The organism is Erwinia sp. E602, from assembly GCF_018141005.1.
Lineage (GTDB): Bacteria > Pseudomonadota > Gammaproteobacteria > Enterobacterales > Enterobacteriaceae > Erwinia.
In genome coordinates this window covers 656,316-681,445 of the sequence record NZ_CP046582.1, presented here as the reverse complement: position 1 = coordinate 681,445, position 25,130 = coordinate 656,316, and the positions used below count along the sequence as shown (strand labels likewise).

Below are 25,130 nucleotides of genomic sequence, written 5' to 3'. Positions count from 1 at the left end.
AGCGCGTTGACAGTAAATCAACCCGTGCTGGCGGGAACGTTCCCGCAGGCCGCCGCCAGACGCGGCACCTGCGGGAAGCGCCGGTCAGTGTGCGCCCTGACGGCTGGCGGCCAGCCCACCGGCGGCGTTATTCGCCGCAGGGCTGGCGTCTTTACTGACATAATCCGCCAGTTCCGGTACCCGATCGGCCGGGATCGGCCGTCCGAGCAGGTAACCCTGCAGGGTGTTACAGCCGAGGCTGGTGAGGAAATCCTGCTGCTCCACGGTCTCCACCCCTTCCGCCACCACCTTCAGATTGAGGGTCTGTGCTAAGGCAACGATGGCGGTGACAATGGTGGCATCTTCCGTCTGCGCCTGTAGCTCGCGGACAAACGCACGGTCGATCTTCAGCTCGCTGGCCGGCAGCCGCTTCAGGTACAGCAGGCTGGAGTAGCCGGTGCCAAAATCGTCGATTGACGCTTTCACCCCCAGTTCGGTCAGCCGGGTGAGGATGCGCACGCTTTCGTCCGGATCGCGCATCGCGGTGGTTTCGGTGACCTCCAGCGTCAGCAGCTCCGCCGGGATCTGGTGCTTCTGCAGCGCCGACACCACCGTTTCCACCAGCCCGCTCTGCTCAAACTGCAGCGCCGACAGGTTGACCGCCACCGACCACTGGGCATTGCCCTGCAGGTGCCACTCGCGCAGCTGGCGGCAGGCTTCATCAATCACCCAGTTGCCGATGCTGATAATCAGGCCGGTTTTCTCCGCCAGCGGCAGAAACACGTCCGGGGTCAGCAGGCCGCGCTGCGGATGCTGCCAGCGCAGTAGCGCCTCAAAGCCGATCACCGGCCCGCTGGGTGCGCAGAACTTCGGCTGGTAGAACAGGCGCAGCTCGTGATGCTCCTGCGCCAGCCACAGATCGTTAATCAGCTGCAGCTGGCTCTGGGCAATGGTGTTCATCGAAGGCTGGAAGAAGGTATAACCGTTACGGCCGTTATTCTTGGTATGGTACATGGCGGCATCGGCGTTAAACATCAGTTCACGCTCGTCGGCTCCGTCCCCCGGGAACACCGCGATACCGATGCTGAGCGACACCACCAGCTCATAGCGGGAGATATCAAACGGCGCTTCCACCGCCTTGACCAGCGCATCGGCAACCGTGGCCGCATCGTTCGGATCGTCGATTTCGATCAGCAGCACAAACTCATCGCCGCCGAGCCGCGCCAGCGTATGGTGGCCATCCATCTTTTCTTTCATCCGTTCGCTGACGGCGATCAGCAGGCTGTCACCGATATGGTGGCCAAAGGCGTCATTGACCGCCTTGAAACCGTCAAGATCCATAAACATCAGCGCGAACTTAGAGTCTTCCCGCGTGGCTTTATTCAGCGCCTGGTCCAGCCGGTCTTCCAGCAGAATACGGTTCGGCAGCCGGGTCAGGTTATCGTGCAGCGCCAGCTGGGCCAGCTCACGGTTGGCTTCGGCCAGCGATGAGGCCAGCACTGAGGTACGCGCCTGCATCCGCGCGTCGAGCATCGATACCAGCAGGGTGATCCCCAGCACCGCCAGCGTGACCACGATCACCAGGATCGCCAGCCAGCTGCTGTTAACCCCCATATGTGCGGTATGACTTTCCATCGGGAAACTGGCGGCGGCCATGCCGGTGTAGTGCATACCGGCGATCGCCAGGCCCATCACCACCGCCGCGCCGCCGCGCTTCAGCGTCAGGTAGCCCATTTTCAGCCGCAGGTGAAAGGCCAGCCACAGCGCGGCACCGGAGGCACCAAAGGCAATCATTACCGACACGGCCACCCAGCCCCAGTGCCAGACAATACCCGGTTCGACCATCAGCGCGGCCATGCCGGTATAGTGCATCGCCACCACGCCGCTGCCCATAATCACCGCGCCACCGGCCAGCCGGTACCACGGCAGCTCGCCATAACAGACCACCCACAGGGCAAACATTGATGCTGCTACCGCGATCAGCATCGACACGCCGGTCAGCAGCGCGTTATAGCTCATCACCACCGGCAGGCTCATCGCCAGCATGCCGATAAAGTGCATCGCCCAGATGCCGACGCCCATCGCAAAGCCGCCGCCCACCAGCCAGACATGCGCCACTTTCCCGGTCGACGTCGCAACCCGGCCAGCCATATCCAGCGCGGTATACGAGGCCATAATAGCGACGATAAAAGATACAGTAACCAGTAGCTGGTCGTAGGAACTCATGAGCATGTGAAAATCCTGGATGCAGAAGCCATATCCTGACTCAGTATAAATAAATTTTGCTGATGTTATTTTTTCTAGGTCACTGAACGGGTCGTTTTCGCCAGCGGGAGGGTCGGTGACACCCTACCGCCAGTAAACGACAGTATGGGGGAGTGAAGCACACCGTTAATCCCTATAATTCATCATGTTTGTTAACACAAATTTTTCGAAGGGGAACCTTATCACCGCCCCTCTCAATAGCCTAGACCGGTATCAGATAAATCTTGATTTATTTTTGCGAGGGAATTTAACAACGTAGGTTTACTTATATTTTATAGCGTTAACAGTTAAATAAAATTTCGAAGATCTCCTTCACAGCCACTTACAGACTGATCTATAGTTAAGTCAAATTGCGCTAACTTGTTAATTCATGTGGCAGAAATTACTGACCTGATTCACACACTGAGTGACAGGCATACAGAATACCCTTGCCCGGTTAAGCCGGGCTTACGTGAAATTTCATCAGGCGAAAAAGCACTTTAATCACTCTAATCAGTAAGGAATGGTTATGAAAACTAAGCTTTTTCTGCTGGGCTGTACGCTTGGGCTCGGTATGGCCTCTTCGGGCTTTGCTGCCACCTCCAACGGGATTATTAACGTCACCCTGACGCTGACCAATGGCTGTCTGGTCAACGGCTCACCGACGCCGACCAGCGGTAATATCAACTTAGGTGCCCTGAGCTTCGGCACCAGCACCACCATCTTTACCGACCTGAACGCGGTGCTGATCGGCAGTGCGGGTAACGGTATCTACGTGCGTTGTACCACCGGCGCCACGCCGACGGTACAGGTGACCGGCAGCGCCAATGCCGCGCCGACCGACGTTGCCAATATCTTTGGCTTTGTCAGCACCGCGCCGCGCTATCTGAAGACGGCGACCGATGCCACCCGCGCCGTGGCCTACACGCTCTATCCGTCTGAAGCATCAACCACGCCGATCGCTAACGGCGTTAACCTGACCGCGTCAGGTACCGCCAGCCCAACGCTGGGAGCCAACTATCCGATCTACGGTCGTATTACCCAGGGGGGCAATAACCCGCTGATCCCGGCCGGCGACTACCTCGACACCATTACCGTCGCGATTAACTACTGATCGAACGTTGGAAAATCAGGGTGCCGTCAGAACGGGGGCGCGGGTTAAGCCGCTGTCGGGCAGGGCTGTTGCTGCTGCTGCTGTTTTGCCATCGCAGCGCGGCGATGCCCGCCGCGGCACCGATGGCGGTCAGCGCCACCATCAGCAACGGCTGCGTTATATCAGGCACCAACCTCGGGGTGATGGGCGCGCTGGATTTTGGCAGCCGCGCCGGGGTTGGCACGGCGACGCTGACCGCCAGCTTTGTCAAAAACGCCACCCTGACGCTGGCCTGTACGCCGGGAACCAGCCTGCTGATGAGCATTAACGGCGGCAGTAATTTCGGCACCAGCCGCAACCTGAAGGTGGCGAATAACACCGATCTGGTGGCTTACACCCTGTACAGCGATGCAGGGATGACCACCGCCATTCCGGTGAATCAGAACGTCACGATACCCACGCTGACCAATGCCAATAATATTACGCTACCCGTCTACGGCCAGCTGTCACTGAGCGGGGTTTACCGCGCAGGTACCTACAGCGATACGTTAACGGTAACGCTGACCTGGTAGTGCGACGGGCGCAATTAAAGGGATGACTATGACCGCTTCTTTCGCCAGGAAACTTGTCTTTGTCGTGCTCAGTCTGATTTCCTGGCACGTCGCTGCCGGCAACTCGGTGCTGATTTCTCCGATCGATCCGAAAATCGGCAGCGACGATAACGCCGCCGAACTGTGGATTGAAAACCGCGGCAGCGATACCACGCTGATGCAGGTGCGCGTGTTCCTCTGGCAGCAGGCCGGCGGCCGCGAACAGTTTCAGACCCAGCAGCAGGTGATGGCCAGTCCGTCGATGGTGCGGATTGAACCCGGCAAAAAACAGCTGATCCGGCTGGTGCGTCAGGTGATGCCCGCTGCCGGTAAAGAGCAGGCTTATCGCATCCTGCTGGATGAGATCCCCACGCCGAAACAGCCGGGCCAGCAGGGCAGCGGGCTGAACTTCCAGATGCGATATTCGGTACCGCTGTTTGTCTACGGTCCCGGCCTCAGCGCGGCCACCGCTAAGCCTCAGCTGAGCTGGCGGCTGCTGAATCAGAACGGCAAAAACGCGCTGGAAATCAGCAACGCCGGCAGCGGCCACGCCCGCCTCAGCGACGTGACGATTGGCGGCCGTAAGGTGTCGGAAGGGCTGCTTGGCTATGTGCTGGCGGGCAGCAGCAATACCTTCCCGATCGGCGTTTCTGCCTCAGCCAGCGGTGAGCTGAATGCCAGCCTCGGCAATAATAAAAGCTGGCGTAGCGGCGCTTCACGCTAGCCGATGGTCACCTGTCGATCGTCTTTACACCGCTGCTGCCTGGCACTGTCCGGGCTGCTGAGCTGCCTGCCCTCGCTGCCGGCCGGCGCGGAGACCTTCGACGGTTTACCCCCGCCGCCAGCGATGGGGGCGGCGCAGCAGCAGAACTATATGCTGGGGCTGTCGGTGAACGGGCGCGACGGCAGCGACCTGGTCCCGGTCGAATTTCGCGACCAGCACTACCTGCTGCGCGCAGAGGATTTGCAAAAAGCCGGCATTCCCGCAGCAAAGTCTGGCAGCGGCCTGGTGGATGTTTCGGCGCTGGACGGGGTAAAAGCCAGCTACGATGCGGCCAGCCAGCGTATTCTGTTGACCGTTCCGGCGGCGTGGCTGCCGCAGCAGATCCTCGGCGAACCGCTCAGCAACCTCCCGCGCTTTGCTGCGCGCAGCAGCGTCGGCGCGCTGTTTAACTACGATATTTACGCCCGGCAGAGCAGCGGCGGCGGCACCCAGCTGTCGGCATGGAACGAGCTGCGCCTGTTCGGCGGTTACGGCCAGTTTTCCACTAACGGCAGCCTGCAGCAGCGCCTGAGCGGAGCGGAGGGCTACAGCGACAACGGCTATATTCGCTACGACAGCTGGTGGGCCAACCAGAATGAGGATGACGTGCTCAGCGTGCGCGTCGGTGACCTGTATACCGATGCTCTGGCATGGAGCAACAGCGTGCGGCTGGGCGGCATCCAGATCGGCCGTGACTTCTCGGTGCGCCCGGACCTGATTACCTACCCGCTGCCGTCGTTTTCCGGCCAGGCGGCGCTGCCCTCCACCGTCGATCTGTTTGTGAACGGCTATAAGGCCAGCAGCAGTAACGTGCAGCCCGGCCCCTTCTCACTGACCAATATGCCGTTTGTTAATGGCGCAGGTAACGCGGTGGTGGTCACCACCGATGCGCTGGGCCGCCAGGTGACCACCACCCTGCCGTTCTACGTCACCGGCAACCTGCTGAAAAGCGGCCTCAGCGACTTCTCGTTTGCCGCCGGCGCGCTGCGCGAAAACTACGGCCTGCAGAGCTTTGACTACGGCCCGGCGGCCAGCAGCGGCTCCTTTCGCTACGGCGTGACCGACTGGCTGACGCTGGAGAGCCATGCGGAAGGTGCAGAGTCGCTGGCGCTGGCCGGCAGCGGCGTACAGGTGCGCATCGGATCGCTGGGGGTAGTAAACGGTTCGATGAGCGGCAGCCGGCTGCAGGGCGAAGGTGGCCGGCAGTACAGCTGGGGCTGGCAGTACACGGCCAACCGCTTCAATCTCAGCACCCAGCATACGCTGCGCGACGCCGGTTATGGCGATCTGGGCGTGTTCGCCGACCGCTACGATCGTGACCTTTCCCCACAGCCGGTCAGCGACGGGCAGCCCGTGCCAGCGACCTATTTTTCCAGCATGAGCCGCCGCATCGGCCAGTACAACGCCAGCGCCACGCTGGATCGCTATGGCAACCTCGGTGCGGCGCTGATCGACATTACCAGCGGCCAGGGCGACCGTACCCGGCTGCTGAACCTGTCGTGGAGCAAAAGTTTATGGGGCAACAGCAACCTGTATCTCTCCGCCAGCCGCGATATGCAGGCCGGGGACTGGTCGGGCATGCTGTCGCTGTCGGTGCCGTTCAGCGACCTGCTCAGCGGCAGCATCAGCGTGGAGCGCAATCAGCAGGGCGATACCGCCCAGCGCTTTTACGTGTCACGTGCGATGCCGACCGACGGCGGTTTTGCCGCCGATGCCGCCTGGGCCAGGCAGGGCAGCAGCAGCGGCGGTGACTACCGCCAGGCGACGCTGCGCTGGCGCACTCAGCAGATTGATACCGCCGCGGGCTACTACGGCACGCAACAGAACAGCACAAGCTTTGCCCAGCTCAGCGGCTCGCTGGTGCTGATGGACGGCGAGGTGCTGCCCGCCAACCAGGTCAACGACGCCTTTGTGGTGGTGAAGACCGGTTATCCCGGCGTTAAGGTGCAGTATGAAAATCAGCTGATGGGGAAAACCAACCGCAACGGCTACCTGCTGGTGCCGCGCGTCAACGCTTACTACCCGGCAAAATACTCCATCGACAGCCTCGACCTGCCCGCCGATATGGCCGCCAGCAGCGTCGAACAGCGCTTCCCGGTAAAGCGCCAGAGCGGCTATCTGCTGAATATGGCGGTCGAGCCGCTGCGCGCCGCCAGCGTCATTTTACACGATGCCGCGGGCCAGCCGCTGCCGGTCGGTTCGATGGTCAGCCGTCCTGGCATGGCCACCGAATACGTCGGCTGGGACGGCATCGTGTGGATGGAGAAACTCTCCGTACATAATCCGATTCGCGTGGATACGCCGGACGGCCGCAGCTGCAGCACGCAGCTGCAGGTGCCCGAAGGCCGTCTGCACTCACTGACCACCTACGGCCCGCTAACGTGCGCACTGCCCCCCCAGCCCGCCCCGTCACCAGCAGGAAACCCGCCATGAAACCGTTACTGTCGCTCCTTACTCTGCTGCTGCTGATGGCGGCAGGTTCCCCGGCGATGGCCGCCTGTACGGTGCCCAGCCCGGTTACCGCCAGCTTTGGCACGGCGACCTCTTTTGCCGTTAACACCACGAGCAGTAACGTTAACTCGACCATCAACGTTAACTGTGGCCCGGGGGCGATCCTCGCGCTGCTGTCATCAGATACGATCGCTCTGAAAGGGACTGCCACGACCTTTAGTTCGCCCCCTTATGCCGCGATGGGGCTCGGCAGCGACGTAATCCCATTCAGGATCTGCTTTGATACCAGCTGCGCCAGTGAACTGCTGACCACCGGCAACACCTATACCATAGACAGCTCTAAGCTGCTGGGGCTTAACCTCGGCGGCAGCACCCAGGTTAACTTCGGGATTCCGGTTTACCTCTATACCCGCACCGGCGCGGTGGTGGCAGCAGGTACCTACACCACCGATGTGTCAATCCTGGTCAGCTGGAACGTCTGTACCGGCATCGGCCTGCTCGGTGCCTGCCTGCTCGGTTCGCAAAATACCGGCTCCTCAACGCTGACCTTACGGGTCAGCACGATCGTGACCAATGACTGCACCACGCTGACCACCCAACCGGTGGCCTTCGGCACCGCGCCGCTGGTCAGCCAGTTCGCGACCTTCAGCGGTAATATCAGCGTTGTCTGTACCAAAGGCAGCACCTATACCGTCGGCATCACCAACGGTCAGCATGCCGTTGGCAATCAGCGTTATATGATCAGCGGCAGCAACCTGCTGGCCTACCAGATCTATAAGGGTACCGGCACCACCTACTGGGGGCCAACCGGCACCGACCGGCAGTCGAGCAGCGCGGTGGCGGCCAATGCCGACTTCATTACCCGCGTTTTCCCGTTTAACGCGCGCATTCTCACCACGCAGAATACGCCGGTGGCGGGCTCCTATACCGATACGGTGTCGGTAGACGTGTCGTTCTGATCGATGAGTAACGGTTAATCACGGCTGGAATTGTTAATTTTTTGTTACTTATCCGTGCGCCAGCGCAACGCCTGCGGTGATCCTCATCACATTAAAACCGTGACGGGCGGGATAAAACGGAGGGAAACCACAAGGAAGCCGTGATGAACAATGTGACCTCCCCCTCCCGCCAGGGTAACGCCCGCACCATCTTTAACGTGACCAGCGGTAACTTCCTGGAAATGTACGACTTTATGGTGTTTGGCTACTACGCCAGCGCCATCGCGAAAACCTTTTTCCCCGGTGACGATCCCTTCGCCTCGCTGATGCTGACGCTGATGACCTTCGGTGCCGGCTTCCTGATGCGGCCGCTGGGGGCGATTATTCTTGGTGCTTATATTGACCGGCACGGCCGCCGCAAAGGTCTGCTGCTGACCCTCGGCCTGATGGCGATGGGCACGCTGACCATTGCGGTGATGCCGGGCTACGCCACGCTGGGCATGGCCGCGCCGGTGCTGATACTGCTCGGGCGGCTGCTGCAGGGCTTCTCGGCCGGGGTCGAGCTGGGCGGCGTGTCGGTGTATCTGTCCGAAATTGCGCCAGAGGGCAGAAAAGGTTTCTTTGTCAGCTGGCAGTCCGGCAGCCAGCAGATTGCGGTAATTTTTGCCGCGCTGCTCGGCCTGCTGCTTAACCACCTGCTGGATAAAGGCCAGGTGACGGAATGGGGCTGGCGCATTCCGTTTATCATCGGCTGTTTAATCGTGCCGTTCCTGTTCTGGATCCGCCGCATGCTGGAAGAGACAGAAGCCTTCAGCCAGCGTAAACACCATCCGACCCTGCGTCAGGTGCTGCGCTCGGTGGTGCGAAACTGGGCGCTGGTGCTGGTGGGCATGCTGATGGTGGTCACCACCACCGTCAGCTTCTATATGATCACCGCCTTCACGCCGACCTTCGGCAAAACGGTGCTGATGATGAGCGATAAGCAGAGCTTTTTCGTCACCCTGTGCATCGGCGTCTCTAACCTGTTCTGGCTGCCGGTGATGGGTGCGCTGTCCGACCGCGTCGGCCGCCGCCCGCTGCTGCTGCTGTTTACCCTGCTGATGATCGCGACGGCCTGGCCGGTGCTGCACTGGCTGGTGAACGCCCCCAGCTTTAGCCACCTGCTGGAGGCCGAGCTGTGGCTGTCGTTCCTTTACGGCAGCTACAACGGCGCGATGGTGGTGTATCTGACCGAGGTGATGCCAGCCGACGTGCGGGCGACCGGCTTCTCGCTGGCCTACAGCCTGGCCACCGCGCTGTTTGGCGGCTTCACCCCGGCCATCTGCAGCTACCTGATCCACGCCACCGGCGACAAGGCGATGCCCGGCGTCTGGCTGAGCATTGCCGCCGTCTGCGGGCTGGCGGGCACGCTGCTGATCCAACCGCTGGTGAAGCAGTACCGGGCGCGCCGGCTGGCGGAACAGGCCGTTTCCTGGCCGTAACCCGAACCTGCTGCCATAAAAAAAGCCGCTACCTGTCGCAGGTTAGCGGCTTTTTTGGATCCGACGCTTACTTCTTCGCGACGGTTTCCATACCCATCAGGCCAATTTTCAGATATCCCGCTTCACGCAGCTTATCCATCACGCTCATCAGCGTTTCATAATCGACGGTTTTATCGGCCTGGAAGAAGATGGTGGTGTCCTTTTTACCGTCGGTCTGCCGGGTCAGCACCTGCACCAGCGTCTCCGGGGTCACCGCATCGTTGCCGATAAACAGCTGGTTATCCGCTTTGATCGACAGATACACCGGTTTTTCCGGGCGCGGCTGCGGCGCACTGGAGGACGCAGGCAGATTGACGCGGACGTCAACGGTGGCGAGCGGCGCGGCGACCATAAAGATAATCAGCAGCACCAGCATAACGTCGATAAACGGCGTTACGTTGATCTCGTGCATTTCACCGTTGCTGTCGAGGTCTTCGTTTAATCGCATGGCCATAACGCTTAACCTACCCGCAGTTTCTGCGCAGACTTAACGCGGTGAGCATCTTCACTGGCGGCCAGGTCAAGATCGCGGCTCTGCAGCAGCAGCACCTGGGCAGCCACGTCGCCCAGCGAGGCTTTGTAGTTGCCGATCAGGCGGGCAAAGACGTTGTAGATCACCACCGCCGGGATTGCGGCGACCAGGCCGATCGCCGTCGCCAGCAGCGCTTCGGCAATCCCCGGTGCCACCACCGCAAGGTTGGTGGTCTGGGTTTTGGCGATGCCGATAAAGCTGTTCATGATGCCCCATACGGTACCGAACAGGCCGACAAACGGCGCGATGGCCCCGATGGTCGCGAGGAAGCCGTTACCGCGGCCGGCGTGGCGGCTGAAGGCGGCTACGCGGCGCTCCAGGCGGAACGCGGTGCGCTCTTTAATACCGTCGTTGTCGTCAGAACCGGCAGAGAGTTCCAGCTCGTTCTGCGCTTCCTGCACCAGTACGCTGCTCAGGCTGTTGGCGCTGAAACCGTCGCTGGTTTTGGTCGCGTCGTCCAGCGAGCGTGCGCCGGAGAGCAGCTGCTGTTCGCGCTTCAGGCGACGGCGCGCCGAGCTGAGTTCGATGCTTTTGCTGAAGAAGATGGCCCAGGTGACAACCGATGCCAGTAACAGCCCAATCATTACCGCTTTTACTACGATGTCCGCATGCTGATACATGCCCCAGACGGAAAGGTCCGTCTGCATCAAATCATTTGTCACGCTGTTTCTCCAACGTCTGAGTACGGATTACGAAAAATTCATCGCGGATCATATCAAAAAAGCGGGGAATTGATAGTAGTTCTCATTACTATTTACACTCTGTAAGGCAATTTTTGAACAACTTTTTGCTTTCTGTGGCTTCGGACACTTGCGTTGTGAAATTTTATCACTTACTCAGACGCTGAATGTCCCCGTGGCGTCAGCCGTGTTAACGTAAAAAAACAGACAAAAGTGACCACAAGGACCCGCCTTACCATGACCAGGAAACTGGAAACCACCTTAATCAGCGCCGGGCGCAGTAAACGTTACACGCAGGGATCGGTAAACAGCGTTATTCAGCGTGCTTCTTCGCTGGTTTTTGACAGCGTGGCGGATAAAAAACGCGCCACCGCAGGCCGTGCCAGCGGCGAGCTGTTTTATGGTCGCCGTGGCACCCTGACCCATTTTTCGCTGCAGGAGGCGATGACCGAGCTGGAAGGCGGCGCGGGCTGCGTGCTCTACCCGTGCGGTGCGGCGGCGGTGGCCAACGCCATTCTGGCCTTTGTCGCCGCCGGCGACCACGTGCTGATCAGCGGTGGTGCCTATGAACCAACCCAGGATTTCGCCAGCAAAATTCTCAGCAAGCTGAACGTCACCACCAGCTGGTTCGATCCGCGCCCCGGCACCGACATCAGCGACCTGGTGCAGGCCAACACCCGCGTGGTATTCCTTGAGTCACCGGCCTCGATCACGATGGAAGTGCCGGACATCCCGGGGCTGGTGGCCGCGGTGCGCCGCAAAGCGCCGGAAGCGATCATCATGCTGGATAACACCTGGGGGGCCGGCATCCTGTTCCGCGCGCTCGATTCTGGCGTGGATATCTCGATTCAGGCCGGCACCAAGTACCTGGTCGGCCACTCCGACGCGATGATCGGCACCGCGGTGGCCAATGAACGCTGCTGGGCGCAGCTGCGTGAAAACTCTTACCTGATGGGGCAGATGGTCGACGCCGATACCGCCTACGTCACCAGCCGCGGCCTGCGCACGCTGGCGGTGCGCCTGCGCCAGCATGAAGAGAGCAGCATCCGCGTGGCGCAGTGGCTGGCGGAGCGGGATGAGGTGGCGGTGGTCAATCACCCGGCGCTGCCGCAGTGCAAGGGGCATGAGTTCTGGCGGCGCGATTTTACCGGCAGCAGCGGCCTGTTCTCGTTTGTGCTGAAAGAGCGGCTCAGCGCCGAACGGCTGGCGCTGTACCTCGACAACTTCAGCCTGTTCAGCATGGCCTACTCGTGGGGCGGCTTTGAGTCGCTGATCCTCGCCAACCAGCCGGAAGAGCTGGCGGACATTCGCCCGGCGGGGGGCGTCGATTTTACCGGCACGCTGGTACGCCTGCACATCGGCCTGGAAAATGCCGATGACCTGATTGATGACCTGCAGGCTGGTTTTACCCGCCTGAACGGCTAAACTCCCTTAACTGACCTCAATAAAGACGCAACGGCGCATGCCGTTCGCGTCTTTGATCAACATCCCGGAACGCATTTGCGGGTAGAATACGACGATAATCGCAGGTAACGGGAATCATAATGGGTGTTTTGCACGAGATTGTTCAGGCGCTGTGGCACCAGGATTTCGCGGCGCTGGCCAATCCGCAGGTAATTTGGGTGGTTTACGGCGTGATGTTTGCCACGCTGCTGCTGGAAAACGGCCTGCTGCCGGCCGCCTTTCTGCCCGGCGACAGCCTGCTGCTGCTGGCCGGGGCGATGGTGGCCAAAGGGGTGATGGGCTTTATCCCGACCATGGTGATCCTTACCGTCGCCGCCAGCCTCGGCTGCTGGCTGAGCTATCTGCAGGGGCGCTGGCTGGGCAATACCCGGGTGGTTAAAGGCTGGCTGCTGCACCTTCCCGCGCACTATCATCAGCGCGCATGGTCAATGTTTAACCGCCACGGCCTGCTGGCGCTGCTGGCCGGGCGTTTTCTGGCGTTTGTGCGGACCCTGCTGCCCACGCTGGCCGGTATCTCCGGCCTCAGCAACCTGCGTTTCCAGCTGTTTAACTGGCTGAGCGGGCTGCTGTGGGTGTCAATTCTGGTGACGCTGGGTTACGCCATCAGCCAGGTGCCGTTTATCAAACGCCACGAGGATCAGGTGATGGCCTGCATGATGGTGCTGCCGCTGGTGCTGCTGTGCCTCGGGCTGATTGGCAGCGTGGCGCTGGTGGTAAAAAGCAAACGGCGCGCAGGCTGACTAAAAGCATTAACTCACGTGGTGGGCAGGGCCGTTGAGGCTGGCCACCGTGCTAACGCTCGCCGGCAGGCCCTGCCGCTGCCCGGCGTTATAACGCCGCACTCTGGCGCATACGCGCCATCTCTTCACCCGGCGTGACGCCAAAGTAGCGCTTAAACTCGCGGGAAAACTGCGACGCGCTCTCATAGCCGACCTTCATCGCCGCCACGCTGGCCTTCATCCCCTCCTGCAGCATCATCATCCGCGCCTGGTGCAGGCGGTAACTCTTCAGATACTGCAGCGGCGAGGTGCTGGTCACCGCCTTGAAGTTGTGGTGAAACGCCGAGACGCTCATATTGGCCTCCGCCGCCAGCAGATCGACGCTCAGGCTGTCGGCAAAGTGGTGCTCAATGCGCCGCAGCGAGCGGGCGATCTGGCTGAGCTGCGTCTGGCGGCTCACCAGCGCCAGCAGCGCCCCGCCGCACGGCCCCTGCAACACGTGGTAGAGGATTTCGCGCACGATCCCGGGGCCGAGCACCCGGGCATCGCGCGGGCGGGTCATCACGTCCAGCAGCCGTTCGGTGGCGCAGAGCATCTCTTCGGTCAGCAGCGCCGAGTGGATGCCGCTCGACTGCGGCACCGGCTGGAAGCCGTCATCGTCACCGATGTCGATCAGCAGATCCTGCAGCCCCAGCGCGTCCACCCGCAGCGACAACCCGGCCAGCGGACGTTCCGGGCTGGCAAAGGTTTCACACTCAAACGGCAGCGGCACCGTCAGCATCAGGTACTTAGTGGCATCGTACTGAAACACGCTGTTACCGAGGTAGCCGGTTTTCTGCCCCTGAAACAGAATGACGATCGCCGGCTGATACATCACCGGCTGCCTGGCCCGGTAGCGGTCAGCGTGGATCAGGCTGATGCCGGGCACCGCCGCCACCGCCCCAGGTTTACCGCTGACCAGCCCGGTGACCTGGCGCGCCAGCCGTTCACAGATTGCCACTCTGTCCATTGCTCTCTCCGCTGAATATGTCGCCCTGCATCATCGCCTCACGCTCTCTGTTTCTCCAGCACTTTGGAGGATCAGGCAAGAAACAGGCAGAAATGTGCATTGAGCAAACGGCGGGCGCTGCGCAGAATGAAGCCAACCCTTTTCTCCCTTCAGCGATTTGGATCCCCTGCCATGAACAATTTCACCCTGCACAACCCCACCCGCATTCTGTTTGGCCGGGGCCAGGTCGCCCAGCTGGCCGCCGAGATCCCCGCCGGCAGCCGGGTACTGATTACCTGGGGCGGCGGCAGCGTTAAGCGCAACGGCGTGCTGGACCAGGTTTATCAGGCGCTGGCCGGTTTTGAGGTCAGCGAATTTGGCGGCATTGAACCGAACCCGAGCTATGAAACGCTGATGCTGGCGGTGGCGCAGGTGCAGCGCGAGAAAATCACCTTCCTGCTGGCGGTAGGCGGCGGTTCGGTGCTGGACGGCACCAAGTTTATCGCCGCCGCGGCGTTTTATCCGCAGGACCCGTGGCACATTCTGCAGACCGGCGGCGCGGAGATCCGCGAAGCGTTACCGGTTGGCTCGGTGCTGACCCTGCCAGCCACCGGTTCCGAAGCCAACCGCAGCGCGGTGATCACCCGCCGCGCTACCCAGGATAAGCAGTCGTTCCGCAACAACCTGCTCTATCCACGCTTTGCCATCCTCGACCCGGAATACACTTACAGCCTGCCGCCGGTGCAGATTGCCAACGGCGTGGTCGACGCCTTTGTGCACATCGTCGAGCAGTATCTGACGTATCCGGTCGACGCACGGGTGCAGGATCGCTTTGCGGAAGGCCTGCTGCTGACGCTGCTGGAAGAGGGGCCGCGTGCGCTGGCCGAGCCGGAGAACTACGCCGTGCGCGCCAATATTATGTGGACGGCAACGCTGGCGCTCAACGGGCTGATCGCCGCCGGCGTGCCGCAGGACTGGGCTACCCATATGCTCGGTCACGAGCTGACCGCGTTGCACGGCATCGATCACGCGCAGACGCTGGCCATCGTGCTGCCGTCGCTGCTGAACATCCAGCGCGAAGGCAAGCGTGAAAAGCTGCTGCAGTTTGCTTCGCGCATCTGGGGGCTGGAGGACGGCGACGAGCAGCAGCGTATCGACGGCGCGATCGCCGCCACCCGCGACTTCTTCGAACGGATGGGCCTCGCCACGCGCATGGCGGACTACCAGCTTGACGGCTCGTCAATCCCGCAGCTGCTGTTGAAACTGGAGCAGAAAGGGCTGACGGCGCTGGGCGAGCGCCAGGACATTACGCTGGCGGTCAGCAGACAGATCTACCTCGACGCACGCTAATCCCCGCCGGTTTTTGCCTTTTCGGCTAGACTTACCGCTATTGACCGGTGCCGATGCGCCGGTTTTTCCGCTATCGCTAAGGAGACTGTATGGCAGAGCAACCGATCATTAAACTGCACGACGGCAACCACATTCCCCAGCTTGGGCTGGGCGTGTGGCAGGCCAGCATTGATGAAGCGCGCCAGGCGGCCGTCGCCGCGCTGCAGGTGGGCTACCGTTCGATTGATACCGCCGCCATCTATAAAAATGAGGAGGGTATCGGCCAGGCGCTGCAGGAGACCGACGTGGCGCGCGACGACATCTTTGTCACTACCAAACTGTGGAACGATGACCAGCTCAACGCCGAACGGGCGCTGGAAACCAGCCTGAAAAAACTGCAGCTGCCGAGCGTCGATCTTTATCTGATGCACTGGCCCTGCCCGCAAAAGGATAGCTACGTGCAGGCCTGGCAGCAGATGATCAGGCTGCAGGAGCAGGGGCTGACCAAAAGCATCGGCGTCTGTAACTTTAATGAACCGCACCTGAAACGGCTGATCGAGGAGACCGGCGTCAGCCCGGTGGTTAACCAGATCGAGCTGCACCCGATGCTGCAGCAGCGCACGCTGCACGCGTGGAACGCGCTGCATCAGATCCAGACCGAGTCGTGGAGCCCGCTGGCACAGGGCGGCAAAGGCGTGTTTGAGCAGGAGGTGATCAAACGGCTGGCGCAGAAGTATGACAAAACCGCCGCGCAGATCGTCATCCGCTGGCACCTCGACAGCGGCCTGGTGGTGATCCCGAAATCGGTCACGCCGTCGCGCATCGCCGAGAACTTCGCCGTGTTCGACTTCCGTCTGGAAAAATCAGAGATGAGCGAAATTGCCGCGCTGGACAGCGGCAACCGGCTGGGGCCGGACCCGGAAGAGCTGAACTAAGCCGCTCCGGCTTAAAGAAAAAGGCGGGGCCGAAAACGGCTCCGCCTTTATCCTGAACAGCCCTGCCAGCGCTAAATGGCCTGCGCCACTTCTTAAGCGCCTGGCGCTGCCAGGGGTAAGCGACGGCTGATATCGCCTGCGATACGCTCACCTGCCCTGCGCCCGATAACGGTTTACAGCGTCTGCTGCACCACCATCTGCCCGGCGCTGCCGCGATCGGCCATCTCCAGCGTCTGGCTGTAGTAGAGGAACGGGAAGTGCTCAGAGGAGGGCTGGGTAAAGGTGACAAACAGCTCCACATCGCCGTCAATCCACACCGTATCTTTCCAGCCGCGATCTTCCGCCATCGGCTGCGCGCCGTTAACCCGTTTGATCAGGAACATCACCCCCTGAATATGGAACGCCTGCGGCGTATCGGCGTGCACCATCCAACGCTCAAAGCTGCCCTGCTGGGCCTGCACGTCAGTGCGGTTCACGTCCCACACCGCGCCGTTAATCCCGGCGGTATCATCCCCGAGGCGGAATTCACGGGTGCGGCTGACGCTGCCCTCAATCATCTGATCCGCCAGCAGCCGCATCGGCAGGTTGTCGGTGACCAGCGGCAGCAGCCCGGTGGGACGCAGGTTCAGAATCAGCGTGGAGGTCAGGATGCTCGACGGCTCAAAGAAACCGCGCAGCCGATCCACCAGCCCGGCGGCTTCACCGGCGGTAATCGACACCTCATCGCCCTGCGACATATCCACCAGCACTTCGCGCCGCTCGCCGGGGGCCAGCGACAGCTGCTGCACCGCCACCGGCGCGGGCAGGAAGCCCTGATCGCTGGCGATGACGTTAAATGGCCTGCCGTCGCTGATGCGCAGCTGATAACGGCGGGCGTTAGAGGCGTTGAGCAGGCGCAGACGCACCCAGCCACGGGAGACCTCAACGTAAGGGTTCTGCACGCCGTTAACCAGCAGCGTATCGCCGACCAGCCCACCCGACGAGGGCGGGTCGTACTCCGGCGCGCCGAAGTTATCCAGCCGCTTATCCTGGATAATCAGCGGGAAATCATCGACGCCGTAGTGGTTAGGGATTGGTAAGGCCTTACTGACTTGATCTTCGACCAGCCACATGCCCGCCAGCCCGCTATAGACGTGCGGCGCCATGTGGCCAGGGGTGTTGGCGTGATACCAGCAGGTGGCGGCGGCCTGGCGAATCGGGATCACCGGCGCCCAGTCCACGCCGGGCGACATCAGCCGCGCCGCGCCGCCCATCAGCGCGCCGGGCACCTGCAGGCCGCTGACGGTCATCGACACCGGCTCATTCAGCCGGTTGCTGTAGATGATCTTCACATCATCGCCGCTCCACACCCGCACCGTCGGGCCGAGGTACAGCCCGTTAATGCCCCACACCTGCGCTTTGCTGCCGCCGGTAAACGACCAGTGGCTGCGCTGCAGGGTCAGGAACAGCGGCTGCCCGCGCTTTGATTCAATCAGCGGCGGTACCGGCAACGGCGTGCCCTGCCCGGCGGCGCGGGCGCTGAACGGCAGCGCCGAGGCGGCGAGTGCCAGGCCGGAGGCCTGAATAAACTGACGACGACTGAAAGACATAACCACTCCGTTAGCCAAAAAACAGCCGCCGGAGCGGCCATAATCCATTTTCCCGATTTGCACCCGGCGCGCCTGCGGCCGATAGCCTGCGTGAGGGCGCGCTGACCCTAGCGGGTGCCGGCCGCCTCGCGCGCGGCGACTTCGGCGTTAAGCTCGTCGAGTTTAGCCGACATCAGCTCGCGGCAGTGGGTGGCCAGCTTGCGCACCGACTGACCTTCAAACGCCTTCACGTCCACCGGCGGCAGCATTTCGATAATTACCAGACCATTATTCAGCCGGTTAAATTTCACTTTATCGTGGGTGTTGGAGACCACCACCGGAATAATCGGCACCCCCGCCGCCACGGCGGCGTGGAAGGCACCGGTTTTAAACGGCAGCAGGCCGCGCCCGCGGCTGCGGGTGCCTTCCGGGAACATCCAGAAGGAGATCTTTTTCTTCTGAAACTGCGCCACCAGCTCACCGATGGTGCCGTGGGCGCTGGCGCGGTTTTCGCGGTCGATCAGCAGGTTGCCGGTCAGCCAGTAGAGCGGGCCAAACAGCGGTACCCACAGCAGGCTCTTCTTACCAACGGTGACGGTGGTCGGCTGCACGATACCGGCGGCGGTGACCATGTCAAAGTTGTTCTGGTGGTTACAGATGTAGATCGCATTGGGGAAATTTTCTGCACCCTGCGGTTTACGGTGTTCCACCTTCAGGCCCAGCACCGGTGCCAGGCGGGCAAACAGATGGCCAAAGGTCGCCACGTGACGCGGATTGCGCGGGCTGAACAGGCACCAGATCGAACCAAATACACACACCAGGATGGAGTAAATCACCACCACGATGATACGTAAAACAGACAGCATAATGACCTCATAATGGCTTGCGGACAGCATATTGCGGCGGGCCACGGCGGCAGGCACGTCGCGAATTAAATACCGGCTGGCGCTAACGTCAGCCGGCAATCACGGGGTTACTCTTCGCTGTCGTCTCGGGCGGGACGCGCCGGCCCGTCAACGTCCACGCGGTCAATACGCTGCAGGCCACGCGGCAGCAGGGTGCCACGGCGGCCGCGCTCGGCGCGGAACTTCTGCAGGTCAGCCGGCTTCAGCGTCAGCTTGCGCTTGCCGACGTGCAGGGTGATGGCATTTTCCGGCGTCAGCAGCAGCAGCCAGGCCAGCCTGTCCTCACCGGAGGCCGCTTCCGCCGAAGGGATTGAGACAATTTTGTTGCCCTTGCCTTTCGCCAGCTGCGGCAGATCGGCCACCGGGAACATCAGCATGCGGCCGGCGGCGGTGATTGCCAGCAGCAGCTCGTCGCCGTTAATCGCCTGCGGATTCATCACCCGCGCGTTTTGCGGCAGCGCCAGCAGCGCCTTACCGGCGCGGTTGCGCGATACCAGGTCGCTGAAGGTACAGACGAAGCCGTAGCCGGCATCCGAGGCCATCAGCAGCTTCTGCTCGTCTGGCGCCATCAGCACCTGCTCCATCACCGCACCCGGTGGCGGCGTCAGCTTGCCGGTCAGCGGCTCGCCCTGGCCGCGCGCGGACGGCAGCGTAACCGCGTCCAGCGCGTAGCTGCGGCCGGTGGAGTCGATAAACACCACCGGCTGATTGCTCTTGCCGCGCGCGGCGGCAAGGAAGGTGTCGCCGGCCTTATAGCTGAGGCCGGTCGGGTCGATATCGTGGCCCTTGGCGCTGCGCACCCAGCCCATCTGTGACAGCACGATGGTTACCGGCTCTGACGGTACCAGCTCGGTTTCGCTGATCGCTTTCGCCTCTTCGCGCTCGCGCAGCGGAGAACGACGATCGTCACCGTAGGCGTCGCTGTCGGCCTGCAGCTCTTTCTTCAGCAGCGTGTTCATCTTACGTTCGGAGCCGAGTACGCCCAGCAGGTAATCACGCTCTTTTTCCAGCTCGGCCTGCTCGCCGCGGATCTTCATCTCTTCCAGCTTCGCCAGGTGGCGCAGTTTCAGCTCGAGGATTGCTTCCGCCTGAGTTTCCGACAGTTCGAAGCGCGACATCAGTACCGGCTTCGGTTCATCCTCGCTGCGGATGATATGGATCACCTCGTCGATATTGAGGAATGCCTTCAGCAAGCCTTCCAGGATATGCAGACGCTTCTCAACCTTCTCCAGCCGGTAGTTGAGGCGGCGGCGCACCGTATCACGGCGATAGACCAGCCACTCGCTGAGGATCTCCAGCAGGTTTTTCACCGCCGGACGGTTATCCAGCCCGATCATATTCAGGTTAATGCGGTAGCTGCGCTCCAGGTCGGTGGTGGCAAACAGGTGGTTCATCACCTGATCCATATCGACGCGGTTAGAACGCGGCACGATCACCAGGCGGGTCGGGTTTTCGTGGTTGGATTCGTCGCGCAGGTCTTCGACCATCGGCAGCTTTTTATTGCGCATCTGCGCCGCGATCTGTTCCAGCACGCGCGCGCCGGAGACCTGGTGCGGCAGCGCGGTGATCACCACATCGCCATCCTCACGCTTCCACACCGCGCGCATGCGCACCGATCCGCGCCCGCTCTGGTAAATTTTGCGGATTTCGCTGCGCGGGGTAATGATTTCCGCTTCGGTCGGGTAGTCCGGCCCCTGCACGATATCCAGCAGCTCATCCAGCGTGGTTTTCGGGCTGTCGATCAGCGCCATCGCCGCTTTCGCCACTTCGCGCAGGTTGTGCGGTGGGATGTCGGTGGCCATGCCGACCGCGATGCCGGTGGTGCCGTTCAGCAGAATATTCGGCAGCCGCGCCGGCAGCATCTTCGGCTCCTGCATGGTGCCGTCGAAGTTTGGAATATAGTCAACCGTGCCCTGCCCCAGCTCGCCAAGCAGCACTTCGGCGTATTTCGACAGGCGTGACTCGGTATAACGCATGGCGGCGAAGGATTTCGGGTCATCCGGCGCACCCCAGTTGCCCTGACCGTCTACCAGCGGGTAGCGGTAGGAGAACGGCTGCGCCATCAGCACCATCGCTTCGTAGCAGGCGCTGTCGCCGTGCGGGTGATATTTACCCAGCACGTCACCGACGGTACGCGCCGACTTCTTAAATTTTGCGCTGTTGTTCAGCCCCAGCTCAGACATGGCATAGACGATGCGGCGCTGAACCGGCTTGAGGCCATCGCCAATATAGGGAAGCGCCCTGTCCATGATCACGTACATGGAGTAGTTGAGATAGGCGTTTTCCGTAAATTTATGCAGGGCAAGGCGCTCTGCGCCGTCCTGCGTCAAGTCGCTCATGTATCTGTTTTCCTCACATCCGGGCGTTAGTGCTTACAGCGGGTTGCGTGCCACACAAGCCTTGTTTGGCGAGGATAGTACCTTATTCGCCGGGGCTCTGCACCGATAACCGCCGGGTTTGTGGCGCAGAACCCATACGACTTTCACCCACGCAGCCGCGGCTCAGCCAGCGGCCTGCGACGCCGTGAGCGCGGGGTCAGCCTGCCGGGTTAGCTTAAAGAAGGCACCGTACAGCGCGGCATCGTTCTGATAGTGGCAGCGGTCAATTTCCGGGAACGGGAAGTCACCAAACTGACGGCTCTCAGCGACCAGCTGAGCAAAGTGGTGGCGCACGCGCTCCAGCAGCACCGGCTGCGCGCTGATGCCGCCGCCAATGACGATTTTCTGCACGTCCAGCGTGCTGTGCAGGTTGAACAACAGCCGGGCAACCTCACGACAGAAGTCATCAAAAATCGCCCGCGCCTGCGGGTCACCGTCGTTAACATAGCGCAGCGCCGTCTCGCCGTCGGTCAGGTCAGCATGGTCTTTGACCTGGTTGATCGCTTTGATGGTGTTGACCGCCGAGGCCAGCTGGCCTGCCCAGCGCACGTCACCGGCGGTGAAGCGGCTGACGATAAAGCTCAGCTCGCCGGCGCGGAAGTGGTTACCGCTGCGCAGCTGATGGTTAAGGATAATGCCGCCGCCCACCCCGGTGCCGAGCGTGATCGCCACTCCGTCTGCCACCCCCTGCAGACTGCCGCCGTACTGTTCGGCACAGGCCACGATTTTGCCGTCATTTTCGATCGCTACCGGCAGGTTATAACGTGCGTTAAGCAGCTCACCGAGGCGCACGCCGTGCAGAAAGCGCAGCGCGCCGCCTTCATAGATCACCTGATTCAGCGGATCGATAGCGCCGGGGCAGCTGATGCCGATGCCGCTGAAGCGGTACGCCAGGCTGTCAATCCCGGCATAGAAATCCGCCAGAAACGCCGCCAGCGAGTCACTCTGTGTGGCCCGCGAGTGCTTTTCGATGATCTCGCCCTGTTGATTAAACACGCCGTACTTTAACCGGGTTCCGCCGATATCAATCGTCAGCCAGACCTTCTCCAGGTGATTGTTCATTTCGCCCCTTTATCCTTTTCCCTGTTATCCCGTGCCAGCATCCGCAATGAGCCGATATTCTGCTGTGGTTTTCGGGATGATTGATGAAACTGCTGAACATAGTAAGCCGCTGTTAAAAATCAGCTTTAGAAAAAACGACTGAGCCAATTATTAGCACAGCGAGTACGAACAGCACGAAAAAATGACACGTTAAATTGCGTTAAGCCTCAGCGGTACTCCCCTTGCTGCCAACAGCCTGTCTCAGCAGGACGCACCTCTTTTGTTGTCCCACCCATTGTCATCTCCGTTTTACACGTCAGATTCAGCCCGGTTTTGCCGATCATTGTTGCCGTCCAGTCAATAATGTTGTGATCATCCACGCATTTTTCCGCTGCGGCTGCCCGGCTAGAATGGCGTCAACTTCATGAACCGAGAGCAACCCCATGAGCAAAATTCTGATCCTTGATGCTGGTAAAACCTTCGCCCACTCCAAAGGCGAACTGAACCATACCCTGACCGGCGTGGCCGCCAGCTTCCTGCGCGACGCCGGGCACGACGTAGAGGTCACCGTGGTGGACGACGGCTACGTGGTCGCCGATGAAATCGAAAAATACCTCGCCGCAGACACGGTGATCTATCAGATGCCCGGCTGGTGGATGGGCGAGCCGTGGACGCTGAAAAAGTATATTGATGAGGTGTTTACCGAAGGCCACGGCAAACTGTACGCCAGCGACGGCCGCACCCGCTCCGACGCGGCGAAGAAGTACGGTTCCGGCGGCCTGCTGCAGGGCAAAAGCTACCTGCTGTCGCTGACCTGGAACGCGCCGCTGCAGGCGTTTACCGACCCGGAACAGTTCTTTGAAGGGGTGGGCGTGGACGGCGTGTACCTGCACTTCCATAAGGCTAACCAGTTCCTCGGTATGCACGGTCTGCCGACCTTTATCTGCAACGACGTCATCAAGCAGCCGGACATCGAAGGCGATATCGCCCGCTGGCGTACGCATCTGGCGGCCGTATTCGGTCAGGCTTAATCCCGGCCGTAAGGCTTGCGTCGGACTTCTGTCGCTGCCAGTCCAGATGCCCGGCGTATCGGGTGTATCCGGAACGCGGACACGCTATAAACACATCCATGTGCGCTCGTCGGCGGCCATCCCTGGCCGCCGACGGTCCGCTAACCCGGATACACCCGATTGCCCGTAATTTCTGATGTCGCTGTCGGATAGATCGCTCTTTGACTACAGCAGCTGCTTCTCCGTCAGCTGTTCGCTAAGAAAATCGAGGAAGCAGCGAATGCGGGTCGAGAGCGCGCTGTTGCGGTAGTAGACCGCATGGATCGGGTGGCTGAGTTGTTTCGTTTCGGCTTCCAGCAGCGGTACCAGCCGGCCGGCCGCCTGATCCTCCCGGCTGAGGTAGTGCGAGATGCGCACAATTCCCTGCCCGTGCACCGCCAGCAGCCGCTGGGTTTCGCCGCTGGAGGTGGCAATCGTCGGGGTGATATGCAGCGGCTCGCCGTTTTCGTCATCCACCGGCCAGCGGTTAAGCTGCTCCGGGTAGCTGAACCCCAGCAGCCGGTGCTGCGCCAGTTCCGCCACACTCTGCGGTGCGCCGTGGCGGGCCAGATAGGCCGGGCTGGCCATCAGCTGCAGACGGCTGCGACCAAGAAAACGTGCATGTAAGGTTGAGTCGCGCAGTTCCCCAATGCGGATGGCGATATCGGTCTGCTGCTCCAGCAGATCGATATTCAGCTCGTCGGTGTTCAGTTCGAGGGTAATCTGCGGATAGCGGCGGGAAAATTCATCCACCAGCGGCACGATAACGTGCAGCATAAACGGCATTGCGGCGTTGATGCGCAGATGGCCGGAGGGGGTTTCCTGCCGCCGGGTAACGGCCTCTTCCGCCACCTCAACGGCATCGAGGATCTGGCGGGCATGCTGCAGAAACAGCTGCCCTTCGTCGGTGAGAACCAGCCGCCGGGTGGTGCGCTGCAGCAGCGTGGTCTGCAGCTTGTTCTCCAGCCGGCTGATGGCGCGGCTGATGCCGGAGGTGGTCTGGTTCAGCTGTTCGGCGGCGGCGGTGATCGAACCGCAGTCGACCACCGCCAGCCAGGCACGCAGCTCTTCAAGGGTGATTTTCACACGGAAATCCTGATAGCGGGCAGTTGCCCGCTATTAAACCCTATTCACCGCGCGAAGTAACCCATCTCATCCCGCTCAGCCATACAGCAGCACCACGGCCGCCACGCTCTGGTTGCGATGGGGTGCGTAGCCGCCGCGTTGCGTTCGCGGCCAGGTGCGCACCCGCTACGGCGCCCGGCTGCGATCAGGTACGCACCCGCAGCCGCGCCTCGATTTTATCGGCCGCCCTGGTCACTACCCAGGCAATCACCATGTAGAACACCACCGCCACCAGGAAGGCTTCCAGGTAGTAGAAGTTCAGCGCGGCGGTCAGCTGCGCCTGGGCGAAGATATCGACCACCTCGATGGCGAAGGCCAGCGACAGCGCCTTCATGATCACCATAAATGCGTTGGCGAGATCGGGGATCGCCGAAACGATAATCTGCGGGAACAGCACCCGGCGAAACAGCTGCCAGCCGCTGTAGCCCAGCGAATGCGCGGCATCGGCCTGCCCGCTGTCAAAGGCGTTCAGCGCCCCTTTTACCACCTCGGCCTGAAACGCCGCCACGCAGGCGGTCAGCGCCACAATCACAATCACCCAGTTCGGCAGCGAGTGGGCGTTAACCTCGACGCTGAGCACCCCGGCGATAAAGTGCAGCGCCGGCGGCAGGCCGTAGTAGGCGAGGAAGATGACGATCACCATCGGCACGCCTTTGAAGACCACCTTGTAGCCGATGACCAACTGACGCAGCAGCGGGATGCGCTTGTGCTCTATCAGCGCAAACAGCCCGCCCAGCAGCGTGGAGAGCAGGAAAATGGTCACCGCCATCAGCAGCGTTACCGGTACGGCGTCAAGAATGCTCAGAAAGTCCGGCAGCAACACATCGGTATCAAACATA

21 protein-coding genes are annotated in these 25,130 nt (G+C 61.3%); 11 read left to right on the top strand and 10 right to left on the bottom strand.

The features are described 5' to 3' along the window. Positions 1-84: 84 nt before the first annotated feature. The gene (locus tag GKQ23_RS04515) at positions 85-2,211 is read right to left on the bottom strand and encodes a bifunctional diguanylate cyclase/phosphodiesterase (RefSeq protein WP_212409868.1); all 2,127 of its coding nucleotides are present in this window, start codon (positions 2,209-2,211) and stop codon (positions 85-87) included. Positions 2,212-2,752: 541 nt separating this feature from the next. Here GKQ23_RS04515 and GKQ23_RS04510 point away from each other — a divergent pair. The 6 genes from GKQ23_RS04510 to GKQ23_RS04485 all read left to right on the top strand — a co-directional run bounded on the left by GKQ23_RS04510 (position 2,753) and on the right by GKQ23_RS04485 (position 9,539). Further along, positions 2,753-3,337 (top strand): spore coat protein U domain-containing protein, encoded by a 585-nt coding sequence (locus GKQ23_RS04510; protein WP_212409867.1) that lies wholly within the window; start codon positions 2,753-2,755, stop codon positions 3,335-3,337. Positions 3,338-3,441: 104 nt separating this feature from the next. Continuing rightward, positions 3,442-3,888: a spore coat U domain-containing protein gene (locus tag GKQ23_RS04505; RefSeq protein ID WP_212411551.1), complete on the top strand. Its 447-nt coding sequence runs from the start codon at positions 3,442-3,444 to the stop codon at positions 3,886-3,888. 28 nt (positions 3,889-3,916) lie between these two features. Next, on the top strand, positions 3,917-4,630 hold the full coding sequence (locus tag GKQ23_RS04500) for a molecular chaperone (RefSeq protein ID WP_212409866.1): 714 nt from the start codon (positions 3,917-3,919) through the stop codon (positions 4,628-4,630). A 3-nt stretch (positions 4,631-4,633) separates the two neighbouring features. Beyond that, a complete protein-coding gene (locus GKQ23_RS04495) occupies positions 4,634-7,102 on the top strand; it encodes a fimbria/pilus outer membrane usher protein (RefSeq protein WP_212409865.1) in 2,469 nt (822 codons plus the stop codon). Next, complete coding sequence (locus GKQ23_RS04490; RefSeq protein ID WP_212409864.1) at positions 7,099-8,079, top strand: spore coat U domain-containing protein; 981 nt, start codon at positions 7,099-7,101, stop codon at positions 8,077-8,079. Before GKQ23_RS04495 ends, GKQ23_RS04490 begins: the two co-directional genes overlap by 4 nt. Before the next feature lie 143 nt (positions 8,080-8,222). Further along, positions 8,223-9,539 carry an MFS transporter gene (locus tag GKQ23_RS04485; protein ID WP_212409863.1) on the top strand — a complete coding sequence of 439 codons (1,317 nt, stop codon included), beginning with the start codon at positions 8,223-8,225 and terminating at the stop codon, positions 9,537-9,539. Positions 9,540-9,606: 67 nt separating this feature from the next. Here the strand turns inward: GKQ23_RS04485 and exbD are convergent, their stop codons facing one another. Next, positions 9,607-10,032, bottom strand: coding sequence for a TonB system transport protein ExbD (gene exbD / locus GKQ23_RS04480; RefSeq protein ID WP_212409862.1), 426 nt, complete (start codon positions 10,030-10,032; stop codon positions 9,607-9,609). A 5-nt stretch (positions 10,033-10,037) separates the two neighbouring features. Further along, complete coding sequence (exbB, locus tag GKQ23_RS04475) at positions 10,038-10,772, bottom strand: tol-pal system-associated acyl-CoA thioesterase (protein ID WP_056231487.1); 735 nt, start codon at positions 10,770-10,772, stop codon at positions 10,038-10,040. Between the two features lie 255 nt (positions 10,773-11,027). Between exbB and metC the strand changes: the two genes are divergently transcribed. Continuing rightward, on the top strand, positions 11,028-12,215 hold the full coding sequence (gene metC, locus GKQ23_RS04470) for a cystathionine beta-lyase (RefSeq protein WP_056231482.1): 1,188 nt from the start codon (positions 11,028-11,030) through the stop codon (positions 12,213-12,215). Positions 12,216-12,334: 119 nt separating this feature from the next. Further along, the gene (locus GKQ23_RS04465) at positions 12,335-12,994 is read left to right on the top strand and encodes a DedA family protein (protein ID WP_056231479.1); all 660 of its coding nucleotides are present in this window, start codon (positions 12,335-12,337) and stop codon (positions 12,992-12,994) included. Positions 12,995-13,082: 88 nt separating this feature from the next. Here the strand turns inward: GKQ23_RS04465 and GKQ23_RS04460 are convergent, their stop codons facing one another. Next, positions 13,083-13,982, bottom strand: coding sequence for an AraC family transcriptional regulator (locus GKQ23_RS04460; RefSeq protein ID WP_056231477.1), 900 nt, complete (start codon positions 13,980-13,982; stop codon positions 13,083-13,085). A 171-nt stretch (positions 13,983-14,153) separates the two neighbouring features. Between GKQ23_RS04460 and yqhD the strand changes: the two genes are divergently transcribed. Together yqhD and dkgA are read left to right on the top strand one after the other, a co-directional pair. Further along, positions 14,154-15,311: an alcohol dehydrogenase gene (yqhD, locus tag GKQ23_RS04455; RefSeq protein ID WP_056231474.1), complete on the top strand. Its 1,158-nt coding sequence runs from the start codon at positions 14,154-14,156 to the stop codon at positions 15,309-15,311. A gap of 89 nt (positions 15,312-15,400) precedes the next feature. Then, the gene (gene dkgA, locus GKQ23_RS04450) at positions 15,401-16,225 is read left to right on the top strand and encodes a 2,5-didehydrogluconate reductase DkgA (protein WP_212409861.1); all 825 of its coding nucleotides are present in this window, start codon (positions 15,401-15,403) and stop codon (positions 16,223-16,225) included. Positions 16,226-16,398: 173 nt separating this feature from the next. Here the strand turns inward: dkgA and ftsP are convergent, their stop codons facing one another. The 4 genes from ftsP to GKQ23_RS04430 all read right to left on the bottom strand — a co-directional run bounded on the left by ftsP (position 16,399) and on the right by GKQ23_RS04430 (position 22,138). Then, entirely contained in the window at positions 16,399-17,814 is a 1,416-nt protein-coding gene (ftsP, locus tag GKQ23_RS04445) for a cell division protein FtsP (RefSeq protein ID WP_212409860.1), read from the bottom strand. 107 nt (positions 17,815-17,921) lie between these two features. After that, positions 17,922-18,659, bottom strand: a complete 738-nt coding sequence (locus GKQ23_RS04440; protein WP_212409859.1) for a 1-acylglycerol-3-phosphate O-acyltransferase — start codon at positions 18,657-18,659, stop codon at positions 17,922-17,924. Positions 18,660-18,766: 107 nt separating this feature from the next. Further along, positions 18,767-21,037: a DNA topoisomerase IV subunit A gene (gene parC, locus GKQ23_RS04435; protein WP_212409858.1), complete on the bottom strand. Its 2,271-nt coding sequence runs from the start codon at positions 21,035-21,037 to the stop codon at positions 18,767-18,769. Positions 21,038-21,199: 162 nt separating this feature from the next. Further along, positions 21,200-22,138: an ROK family protein gene (locus tag GKQ23_RS04430; RefSeq protein ID WP_212409857.1), complete on the bottom strand. Its 939-nt coding sequence runs from the start codon at positions 22,136-22,138 to the stop codon at positions 21,200-21,202. Positions 22,139-22,560: 422 nt separating this feature from the next. Here GKQ23_RS04430 and GKQ23_RS04425 point away from each other — a divergent pair, with 422 nt between their 5' ends. Further along, positions 22,561-23,148 carry an NAD(P)H-dependent oxidoreductase gene (locus GKQ23_RS04425; protein ID WP_212409856.1) on the top strand — a complete coding sequence of 196 codons (588 nt, stop codon included), beginning with the start codon at positions 22,561-22,563 and terminating at the stop codon, positions 23,146-23,148. A gap of 204 nt (positions 23,149-23,352) precedes the next feature. Here the strand turns inward: GKQ23_RS04425 and GKQ23_RS04420 are convergent, their stop codons facing one another. Together GKQ23_RS04420 and GKQ23_RS04415 are read right to left on the bottom strand one after the other, a co-directional pair. Beyond that, on the bottom strand, positions 23,353-24,252 hold the full coding sequence (locus GKQ23_RS04420; protein ID WP_212409855.1) for a LysR family transcriptional regulator: 900 nt from the start codon (positions 24,250-24,252) through the stop codon (positions 23,353-23,355). A gap of 184 nt (positions 24,253-24,436) precedes the next feature. Further along, positions 24,437-25,129 (bottom strand): amino acid ABC transporter permease, encoded by a 693-nt coding sequence (locus GKQ23_RS04415; RefSeq protein ID WP_212409854.1) that lies wholly within the window; start codon positions 25,127-25,129, stop codon positions 24,437-24,439. Position 25,130: the final 1 nt, after the last annotated feature.

Excerpts from the sequence above, each read along its gene's own strand:
- GKQ23_RS04515 (WP_212409868.1), bottom strand. The coding sequence starts at position 2,211 with ATGCTCATGAGTTCCTACGACCAGCTACTGGTTACTGTATCTTTTATC.
- GKQ23_RS04510 (WP_212409867.1), top strand. The coding sequence starts at position 2,753 with ATGAAAACTAAGCTTTTTCTGCTGGGCTGTACGCTTGGGCTCGGTATG.
- GKQ23_RS04505 (WP_212411551.1), top strand. The coding sequence starts at position 3,442 with ATGCCCGCCGCGGCACCGATGGCGGTCAGCGCCACCATCAGCAACGGC.
- GKQ23_RS04500 (WP_212409866.1), top strand. The coding sequence starts at position 3,917 with ATGACCGCTTCTTTCGCCAGGAAACTTGTCTTTGTCGTGCTCAGTCTG.
- GKQ23_RS04495 (WP_212409865.1), top strand. The coding sequence starts at position 4,634 with ATGGTCACCTGTCGATCGTCTTTACACCGCTGCTGCCTGGCACTGTCC.
- GKQ23_RS04490 (WP_212409864.1), top strand. The coding sequence starts at position 7,099 with ATGAAACCGTTACTGTCGCTCCTTACTCTGCTGCTGCTGATGGCGGCA.
- GKQ23_RS04485 (WP_212409863.1), top strand. The coding sequence starts at position 8,223 with ATGAACAATGTGACCTCCCCCTCCCGCCAGGGTAACGCCCGCACCATC.
- exbD (WP_212409862.1), bottom strand. The coding sequence starts at position 10,032 with ATGGCCATGCGATTAAACGAAGACCTCGACAGCAACGGTGAAATGCAC.
- metC (WP_056231482.1), top strand. The coding sequence starts at position 11,028 with ATGACCAGGAAACTGGAAACCACCTTAATCAGCGCCGGGCGCAGTAAA.
- GKQ23_RS04465 (WP_056231479.1), top strand. The coding sequence starts at position 12,335 with ATGGGTGTTTTGCACGAGATTGTTCAGGCGCTGTGGCACCAGGATTTC.
- GKQ23_RS04460 (WP_056231477.1), bottom strand. The coding sequence starts at position 13,982 with ATGGACAGAGTGGCAATCTGTGAACGGCTGGCGCGCCAGGTCACCGGG.
- yqhD (WP_056231474.1), top strand. The coding sequence starts at position 14,154 with ATGAACAATTTCACCCTGCACAACCCCACCCGCATTCTGTTTGGCCGG.
- dkgA (WP_212409861.1), top strand. The coding sequence starts at position 15,401 with ATGGCAGAGCAACCGATCATTAAACTGCACGACGGCAACCACATTCCC.
- ftsP (WP_212409860.1), bottom strand. The coding sequence starts at position 17,814 with ATGTCTTTCAGTCGTCGTCAGTTTATTCAGGCCTCCGGCCTGGCACTC.
- GKQ23_RS04440 (WP_212409859.1), bottom strand. The coding sequence starts at position 18,659 with ATGCTGTCTGTTTTACGTATCATCGTGGTGGTGATTTACTCCATCCTG.
- parC (WP_212409858.1), bottom strand. The coding sequence starts at position 21,037 with ATGAGCGACTTGACGCAGGACGGCGCAGAGCGCCTTGCCCTGCATAAA.
- GKQ23_RS04430 (WP_212409857.1), bottom strand. The coding sequence starts at position 22,138 with ATGAACAATCACCTGGAGAAGGTCTGGCTGACGATTGATATCGGCGGA.
- GKQ23_RS04425 (WP_212409856.1), top strand. The coding sequence starts at position 22,561 with ATGAGCAAAATTCTGATCCTTGATGCTGGTAAAACCTTCGCCCACTCC.
- GKQ23_RS04415 (WP_212409854.1), bottom strand. The coding sequence starts at position 25,129 with ATGTTTGATACCGATGTGTTGCTGCCGGACTTTCTGAGCATTCTTGAC.